This window comes from Acidocella sp. MX-AZ02, from assembly GCF_000306035.1.
GTDB classification, from domain to species: Bacteria; Pseudomonadota; Alphaproteobacteria; order Acetobacterales; family Acetobacteraceae; genus Acidocella; species Acidocella facilis.
Genome location: NZ_JH976211.1, coordinates 21,389 through 29,245, shown reverse-complemented (window position 1 = coordinate 29,245; position 7,857 = coordinate 21,389). Strand labels below are relative to the sequence as shown.

Genomic DNA, 7,857 nt, shown 5'->3' with positions numbered 1-7,857 from the left:
TTTTTCAGCAAACTGTTAGAGCAATCATACCGGAGATACGCTCCGCATCGCCGCCACCGGAAAAGGGCACCACTATGACGTGCGGCAGGGCAGCCAGCACCGTGTTATGACTAGCCTGTTCGAAATGAAACCGCCCGCACAGCAGCCCGGTATCGCCGGCATCCGTCACATTCGTTTTGACGGCGATTGCATCGTAGCTGCGCTGCAGCAGGCGCATATGCATGGCCTGCCCGGTTGCCTCCCGCAGTGCCCGTACGGTGTGCGGGCCGCCATGCGGTAGTACGGCGATATCGCCCGCGCGCAATGTCAACGGGGCTGAATCAGGCGTTTCCAGCAGGCATGTGCCTACGGTGACGATATGAAACGGCGCCCAGCCTTCCGGCTCCGGTGCGTGAGCTGCCGCCCATTGCGCACCGAAGCGGCAGATATTCTGCAATTCGGGCCGTACACGCAGCAGCGGCGTAAGAGCAGCGAAGATTTCAGCTTCCTTCATATTCTCACCGCTACGCGAATTGATCCGCGCGGCGTGGTGATCGCGCGGCCCGGATAAGAGGAAAATCAGGGGTTCCGCGTAGAGTCCGTGGGTCCGAAGCAAGGAGCACCGTCATGAACGTATCTTCCCTTCCCTCTGTTGCTGTCACTCCCCCCACAGCGTCACCGCCGGCGAGGACCGCGCTACGGCTGCCCGCCGTCCCGGCCGCGTTCTTTGACATGGTGCTGGGTCTTGCGGGGCTTGGCAATGCCTGGCGCGCCGCGACCGCCGCCTGGCATCTGCCGGCCATCATCGGCGAAGTTCTAATGGGCCTGGCGACCATCGTCTGGGCCATTCTTGCCGTGCTTTACGCGCTAAAATGGGTATTCCGGCGTCAGGAGGCGCTCGCCGAGGCGCTACACCCTGTGCAATGCTGCTTCATCGGACTGGGCGGGGTGTCGACAATGCTGATCGCGCTAGCCGTTCTGCCCTACGCGCGTTCCATCGCCTTCCTCTTGTTCCTGACGGGCGCAGCCTTCACCGCCGGCTTCGGAATCTGGCGTACCGGGCTGCTGTGGCAGGGGGGACGGGATCCCGCCACCACCACCCCGGTGCTCTATCTGCCTAGCGTTGCCGGCGGGTTTGTTGCCGCCGCCGCCGCCGCCTTCGTCTACCTTAGCTGAGTCCGGACTCGCTCCACAACGCCTCAAACTCGAGGTTACTGAAACGGTTCTAATGCAGAAAATATCTAAAAATATTAGTAAGGTGACCGCCTTACGAGAACATGGGGTGACCCTCGTGCTGGACGATTTCGGTTCACTACTCATCACTCGCCTATCTGGACAATTTTCGATTCGATTTTATTAAGATCGACAAATCATTCCTTACCAATATCCACCGCGCCGATGACTCCCAGCCGATCTTCGAGGCAATAATCGCGATGGCCGGCGCTCTTAAAATTCCAGTCACTGTAGAGGCGGTCGAGACCCAAACCCAGCTCGATTACGTCACCCGCCTCGGCTGCCCTTATGTACAGGGCTATTTCTTAGCCCGCCCGATGAAGCTGCCTGCTTTGCTCAATCTTCTGCATGCGAATCAGGTCGCCAATCTCCGGGTTGCCGGTTCCGGGAGTGAAGGCCCGGTCTAGACCCTCGATATCAAAGGAAAAATCAACAACGACAAGGGCGCGCAATAAGTTTTAGTTGATCGTTAAATAGTTGGGTGCATGCTTTTGCCACTTTACTTGTGTCTGTTCAGTATTTGGTAGATTGTGGCTAAGGGCGTATCAGAGGTGGCGACTCGATAATGGGGTTAATAAAAGGGAATCCCGAAGAAACTAAACCATGTAACGGCTGTCGAGGGGGAAAATTCGACAAGCCGCTGACTATGGCGTTCCAGCCGATCGTCGATGTCGAAGCACGATCAGTGTTCGCCTATGAGGCCTTAGTGCGTGGCCCCGCTGGAGAGTCAGCGGGGAGCATATTGCAAACCATTGGTCAGTCGGAACTCTATGCCTTTGACCAAGCATGTCGGGTAACGGCGATTGAAACCGCGGCCGCTCTTAGTCTAGGCGACAGTTCCTGCGACCTCTCTATTAATTTCCTGCCCAATGCAGTCTATGAACCACGGGCTTGTATTCGTACCACGCTAGAGGCCGCCGCTCGGACCAGCTTTCCTACCCAAAAACTCATCTTTGAAATCAGTGAGAGAGAGTTATTGAGCTCGCCCGATCATTTAGCTAAAATCGTTATGGAATACGCAGCTATGGGCTTCCGTACAGCGGTTGATGATTTTGGATCGGGATATTCAAACCTTAATCTCCTCGCAAAATTTGTCCCGCATCTGGTGAAGCTCGACATGGAACTTATTCGAGGTATTGAGGCGGATAAAAGGCGCAGAAGTATCGTCGCCCATTGCGCAGCGATGTGTCGGGAAATGGGGATCTCCGTCGTTGCCGAAGGCATCGAAACGATCAATGAATACTCAGTCTTAAACGACCTGGGGATCACTTTAATGCAAGGCTATCTTTTCGCAAAGCCGGGCTTTCGTAGTCTGCCAATCCCTACATGGCCAAGCTGATCGTCTTTATAGTTTACCGTATAGATTCGGTCGGATTATATGGCCACTGAGGTCTCTCCGATAATGCAGGCGTCATACCGATCTGCTGGTCTGGTGAACACGAGGATAAGATCGTGACCCATGAACCCTAGGCTGGAGCGGTCAATACTGATCCTGTCTCGACTTTGATCTTCCTGAGTCGGTTGGTTTCTTCAGACGACGATGGAGCAGATCAACCTGCAGGCCAAAGCGTTGTTTAACGCCATCGAACAGACGATGCCACGGCAAGTGCCTCGGCCGCGCCCCTCCTAGCCTCTCGCCCCGACAGCTTTTGCTGGCGTGCGTTTGGCGTTTTGGGCGGGATCGCGGGGGCGGGCACCATTTTTGGACTTGGCCGAGCTTTTGGTTGCCTGCACGCTGGCGACCCTATATTCGCCCAGATCACTAGAGAGCTCCCCCCGCCCATGCGCGCTGTTATTACGCCCGTAATTCGTCTGATCAGCAGCGCCGCCTCGATCATTGATCAGATCGAGCTGTGCCGCCGCTATCGGGCGGCAAGGCTGGGTTCTGACGACCCATTACGAAGATGCCGTCAGCGGCGCTAGTGCTCTCACCCGCGTCGGTTTCCAGCGGTTGATGCGCGGCGATGTCCGGGGCCTTGATGTGGTGGTGACCGAGGCGATCGACCGGCTGGGGCGGAATCTCGCCGACGTCGCCGGCTGCTTTGACCAACTGAGTTTCAGCATAAAATTTTGTAATTCCGTCGGGGTACCTGCCATGACTGAGGGCGGTTTCGATCCAGTTCATCCACGATGGGGGCGACAGGCTGGGATTGAGTCAAAGCCGTCGCGGTATTGTCTGGGTCCACGGCCCCGCACGGAGGACGTGCCACCATATCGCAGCATATTTGCTACGTCATTCTGCGCATTTGCGCGAGCCACCGCGCGATCCTACCGCGCGATGTAACCCATTGGGCCGGTCTACCTCTTATTTGAACACAAAATTCTGCACGCGCTGGCCGTAAGCTAGGCAGGCGCGCGCTACCCCGGGTAAACGCGCCGTCCAGCCGATGTGGTTGTGCTCACGTCATAGGCGACAAGTATAAGCATACTCAACTATCTCCAGATGGAAGCAGGGCATGGTCCTTAGACTCCGAGCCGCATAAACAATCGCTGCATCGGCGCGATGGAACGCCGGTGGCTTAAGAAAAAGTATGGGAAAATCCATGGTCGCATAGCATTCTTGCCCTTTAGGCCCGGGATGGGGGAACCATATCGAACCTCATCAACCCGGGGCCCGCTTTGTCAAGCTTTGCCAATAATGCCGGACAGGAAATCGTCGGCTGCCCGGATTGCGGCGCGATCCAGGCGATCTCCACAGGCGCTGCCCGGGGTGCGCGGCGTTGCGGGCGCTGCGGCCGTACGCTGGAGCGGATGAACGGGCGCAGCCTGCTGGGCGGGCTGGGCTGTGCACTCGCGACACTCCTGCTGCTTTTCCCCGCCAACCTGCTGCCTATTTTACAGGTGAACATTCTGGCGGCAACGAATATCAGCTTTATCGGTTCCGGCGTGTTTGGCATCTGGACGCAAGGCTGGCCGGTGGCTGCCATTGTGGTCGGGCTGGAAATTGTTGTGCTGCCGTTTCTACGCTTCGGGCTGCTCAGCGCCGTGCTCGGCATGTTGTGGGCAGGCCAGCGCGCCCGTTGGCTTGGCCCCGCTTTCCGCTGGGCGGAGTATCTGGACCAATGGGCGATGATCGACGTGTTTCTGTTCGGCGGGCTTATCGGCTATGCGCGGGTGGTACATGCCATGCCCGTCCAGATACTGGCAGGCGGGTATTGTGCCATCTGCGCGGCGTTCTTCTCCCTTGTCACCCGCGCTGCCTTGGAGCGGCGAGAGATCTGGCGTCTCATCGGCCCGGCCGCGACGCAACGCGAGGAAAAGATGATCTGCTGCACAAGCTGCGATTATCCCTTGCCCGCTACGCAGGAGGGTAAACGTTGCCCGCGCTGTCACGCGCGCGTCTGGCATTGTCGTCCTTACGCGGCCATGCGCGCCTTGGCGCTTACGCTGGCCGCCTTCGCCTTCTACCCCATCGCCTATATCTATCCGATGGAATCGAGCGATGTACTGGATGATCTGCACGGCTACTCGATCATGACCGGCGTGCTGAAGCTGGTGCAGGCGGATCTATGGTTTTTCGCCGCCGTCGTGTTTATCGCCAGTGTCGCGATTCCGCTGCTTAAGCTGTTTGCCTTCGCGTGGTTCGGCATGTCCATCCATCGCCGCTCGGCAGCCAGATTGCGTCTGAAGACCAAGCTCTATCGGCTCATCGACACCATCGGCCGCTGGTCGCATATCGACGTGTTCACCGTCTCCGTCTTCCTGCCATTGATGCAGCTCAACGGGCTGCTGTCCATCGTGGTTGGTAAGGCGCTGCCGGCGTTTCTGGCGGTTGTGGTCATCACCATGGCGGCCACCTCCTTCTTCGACCCCCGGGCATTGTGGCTGGCGGCGGAGCGGCGGGCATGAGCGGGGACGACCGAAACATCCCCGAGGAGAATCCGCCGGAAGAAGCCGTGTTCAAACCCTCGCGTTGGCCTGGTTTGATCTGGGCAGTACCGCTGGCGGCGGTGGCGATCATCGCCTGGCTTGGCATCAGTGCTCTCACACATAGTGGCCCTTCGGTGGAGGTATGGTTTCCAGTCACCGGCGGGCTGAAACCCGGCACCACCAAGGTGCAGTATCAAGGCTTTAATGTCGGTCATGTCGGAGACGTCACGATCTCGAAATCATTGAATCAGATGAAGGTGCAGATCGACTTCGACTCCTCGATGGCGGGACATCTTGGACCCGGCACGCGCTATTGGATCGAGGGCGCGAATTTCAGCCTCAGCAATCTGTCCGATATCAAGGAGGTGATCTCCGGTCCAGTGATCGGCGTTGACCCGCGCCCAGGCAAAACCGTGGGCAAGGCGCAAGGTCTGGGCGAGGCGCCGGTGCTTAAATCCGCCGAGCCGGGACTGCAACTGGCGCTGGTGACACCCGAGCTCTCGCATATTTCTTCCGGCTCGCCGGTTTTCTACAAGGGTTACAAGGTGGGGCAGGTGCTGGACGTGGCGATGGCGCCGGACGGAAAGCAATTCACCATCCGCATCTTCGTTAAAGCCCAGTGGCAGAATTTGGTGAAGGCGGATTCTCGGTTCTGGTATGCCGGTGCGGTGCGTGTGTCCACCGCTGGCGGGCCGGGCGTGCAGTTGGAATCCGTGCCGGCTTTGCTGCTTGGGGCGGTGGCCTTTGAAACGCCGAAGGGCAATGCGGCATCCGCTGAAAACGAAGCAAACTACACGCTCTACGACAGCAAGGCCCAGGCCGAGAACGCGCCAGGCAGCGGCGCCGTGCTCTACCAGGCGCTGTTCGCGGGCGGCCCGCACGGGCTCGCCGTTGGGGCCCCGGTGCAGCTGGAAGGCTCGCCGGTGGGCAGCGTAACGGCTGTGACCATGCGCTACGATGCCACCGCCAAGCGCCTGGAGACATTGGTGACGTTGGCGTTGCAGCCGCAGCGCATCAACCTCGCCAACGGCACGTGGAATCTCGCCGACCCCGCGCCGCAGATGAACGCGATGCTGGCTACGCTGATCGCCCAAGGCCTGCGGGCGGAGCTGGGCAGCAGCGTGCCGGTGGTGGGCGGCAAGACAATCCAGCTGGATCTGGTGAAGGACGCGCCCCCCGCCGCCTTGCAGCCCGGCAACCCGCCTGAGTTGCCGGTATTCGGTAGCGGCGGTGGCGATGTGGGACAGGTGATCGCCCAGGTGAATGACATTCTCGCCAGCATCAACGCCATGCCGTTGGATAAAATCGCGGTGAATATCCACAGCGCGACGTCACGCCTCGCTGCTTTGGCCAAATCACGGCAGACGAAACAGACGTTGCTTCATCTCGACCGCGCAATGGCGCACGTGGATGATATCACCCGCCAGGCCAAGGCGCAGCTTCCCGCGATCCTGGCCTCCCTGCGCCAGACGGCGGCACAGGCGCAGGCGGCGCTGGCCTCGGCACGGGGCATGCTGAGTCCGCAAGGCCCGGCCAATGCCAGTACGGACGAGGCTGGCCTGCCGCATACGCTCTACGAGCTGAGCCAAGCCGCTGCTTCTTTGCGGGCGCTGGCGGATTACCTCAACAGCCATCCCGGCGCTCTCATCGCCGGGCGGGGGGACTGACCATGTGGCGCGCACTGTTTTTGCTGGCCTTGCTCAGCCTGGCGGGATGCGCCGGCAAGCCGACGACCTATCTGGCCCTCGCGCCTATTAGCCCGGTGCAGCCACACTCTGCCGGGGGGCTCCCGGCGCTAGCCGTCGGCTCCGTTGACATTCCGCCGGCGATCGGCCGCCGGCAGTTTACCGCTGCCACGGCAGCGGGCACATTGCATGTGAGCGGCAAGATCGAGTGGGCCGGCCCGCTGGGGCCGATGGCGCGGATTGTGCTGGCGCAAGACTTGGCGGCACGCCTGCCAGAGGCCAAAGTGCTGATGCCTGGCGATCCGGTACCGCCAAACGGCGCTGCTTCCGTGCATGTCTCGATGCAAGAGTTCATGCCGGATGGCGCGGGCAGTGTAGCACTACAAGCAGATTGGTTCGTGACCGCGCCGCAGGCAGGCGGGCTGCTGGCGCAAGGCCGCTTCAGTCGCGCATTACCCTGCGGGAAGAGCCCTGCCGCGCAGGCTCGAGAAATGAGCGGCCTGCTGGCCCATCTCGCCGATACCATCGCGCGCGGTTTGCTCAGCCGCGCCGGAGGTTCACTCTAACGTCTGGCGCGCGCCAACAGCGCCGCGCCGCCCGGGCTCACTAGGGTAACGGCCGCCAGGCTGATGCCTGGATGCTGTTCCGCTGTGAATCAGGATTGAAGTGGGACCCCTCCAAAAATCGCTTAAAGCCATTGATATTAAGCCAGAAGCTCAGCCTAAGCGGGGTCCCAATCGGCGCCGCTTGGGACCCCGCTAAACACCAATTCTTCTTTTTGAATCAATGAGTTGGTTTAGGTTTTTGCTGTCACCCCACTTCGGCGCCGATCCACAAGTTGGTGGTATCGGACACGCCGTACATTCTCGCCTATCGAGGGGAACAAGATGCCGTTGTGATTCTGTGCCTGCTCCATGGCGCGCAGAATTGGCCGCGTCGATTCAAGGCTACGTAAAGCCAAGTTACCCGATTAGGGCATTTCTGGTAAAAAACAGCAGATGAGGGCGGTTTTCTAGGGTATTTATTAGGGTAATAGGAGATATGCACCATTTTCCATGTGTTTATCAGCTAGATATAAAGCAGGCTGTTC

The 7,857-nt window shown here is 59.6% G+C and carries 8 protein-coding genes and 1 pseudogene; 7 read left to right on the top strand and 2 right to left on the bottom strand.

From position 1 onward, the window contains the following. Positions 1–4: 4 nt before the first annotated feature. Positions 5–493 (bottom strand): cupin domain-containing protein, encoded by a 489-nt coding sequence (locus tag MXAZACID_RS16510; RefSeq protein ID WP_051060410.1) that lies wholly within the window; start codon positions 491–493, stop codon positions 5–7. 113 nt (positions 494–606) lie between these two features. Between MXAZACID_RS16510 and MXAZACID_RS16505 the strand changes: the two genes are divergently transcribed. Both MXAZACID_RS16505 and MXAZACID_RS18470 read left to right on the top strand, forming a co-directional pair. Beyond that, a complete protein-coding gene (locus MXAZACID_RS16505) occupies positions 607–1,155 on the top strand; it encodes a potassium-tellurite ethidium and proflavin transporter (protein WP_083878869.1) in 549 nt (182 codons plus the stop codon). A 125-nt stretch (positions 1,156–1,280) separates the two neighbouring features. Then, positions 1,281–1,517, top strand: a pseudogene (locus MXAZACID_RS18470) (EAL domain-containing protein); the annotation flags it as partial. Here the strand turns inward: MXAZACID_RS18470 and MXAZACID_RS20530 are convergent. After that, positions 1,518–1,664 (bottom strand): arginase family protein, encoded by a 147-nt coding sequence (locus MXAZACID_RS20530; protein WP_008495664.1) that lies wholly within the window; start codon positions 1,662–1,664, stop codon positions 1,518–1,520. Positions 1,665–1,858: 194 nt separating this feature from the next. On the opposite strand from MXAZACID_RS20530, the gene MXAZACID_RS16500 reads away from it, so the two are divergent. The 5 genes from MXAZACID_RS16500 (at position 1,859) to MXAZACID_RS16480 (ending at position 7,333) form a co-directional block, all read left to right on the top strand. Continuing rightward, on the top strand, positions 1,859–2,551 hold the full coding sequence (locus MXAZACID_RS16500; RefSeq protein ID WP_008495663.1) for an EAL domain-containing protein: 693 nt from the start codon (positions 1,859–1,861) through the stop codon (positions 2,549–2,551). A gap of 498 nt (positions 2,552–3,049) precedes the next feature. Then, a complete protein-coding gene (locus MXAZACID_RS20525) occupies positions 3,050–3,496 on the top strand; it encodes a recombinase family protein (RefSeq protein ID WP_083878863.1) in 447 nt (148 codons plus the stop codon). 335 nt (positions 3,497–3,831) lie between these two features. Next, positions 3,832–5,061, top strand: a complete 1,230-nt coding sequence (locus MXAZACID_RS16490) for a paraquat-inducible protein A (RefSeq protein ID WP_008495661.1) — start codon at positions 3,832–3,834, stop codon at positions 5,059–5,061. After that, positions 5,058–6,749 carry an intermembrane transport protein PqiB gene (locus tag MXAZACID_RS16485; RefSeq protein ID WP_008495660.1) on the top strand — a complete coding sequence of 564 codons (1,692 nt, stop codon included), beginning with the start codon at positions 5,058–5,060 and terminating at the stop codon, positions 6,747–6,749. Before MXAZACID_RS16490 ends, MXAZACID_RS16485 begins: the two co-directional genes overlap by 4 nt. 2 nt (positions 6,750–6,751) lie before the next feature. Continuing rightward, positions 6,752–7,333, top strand: coding sequence for a membrane integrity-associated transporter subunit PqiC (locus tag MXAZACID_RS16480; protein WP_008495659.1), 582 nt, complete (start codon positions 6,752–6,754; stop codon positions 7,331–7,333). Positions 7,334–7,857: the final 524 nt, after the last annotated feature.